This is a genomic window from Denitromonas iodatirespirans, assembly GCF_018524365.1.
GTDB classification, from domain to species: domain Bacteria; phylum Pseudomonadota; class Gammaproteobacteria; order Burkholderiales; family Rhodocyclaceae; genus Nitrogeniibacter; species Nitrogeniibacter iodatirespirans.
On the sequence record NZ_JAEKFT010000190.1, the window covers coordinates 1 to 231 of the forward strand.

Below are 231 nucleotides of genomic sequence, written 5' to 3' on the forward strand. Positions count from 1 at the left end.
CCTGGCAGTCGCGCCCGCTCGAGCCGATGTACCCGGTGGTGTTCTTCGATGCGCTGCGGGTCAAGATCCGCGAGGACGCGGTGGTACGCAACAAGGCGATCTACCTGGCGCTGGGCGTGCTGCCCGACGGCACGCGCGACATCCTGGGCTTGTGGATCGAGGGCACCGAAGGGGCCAAGTTCTGGATGAAGGTGTTCAACGACCTCAAGACGCGTGGGGTAGCCGACATTC

1 protein-coding gene is annotated in these 231 nt (G+C 64.9%); it reads left to right on the forward strand.

Features of this window, described 5'->3' with window-relative positions; genetic code table 11:
- Positions 1–231 (forward strand): transposase (locus tag I8J34_RS25370; RefSeq protein ID WP_214364230.1); only part of this gene is annotated, 231 nt, incomplete at both ends.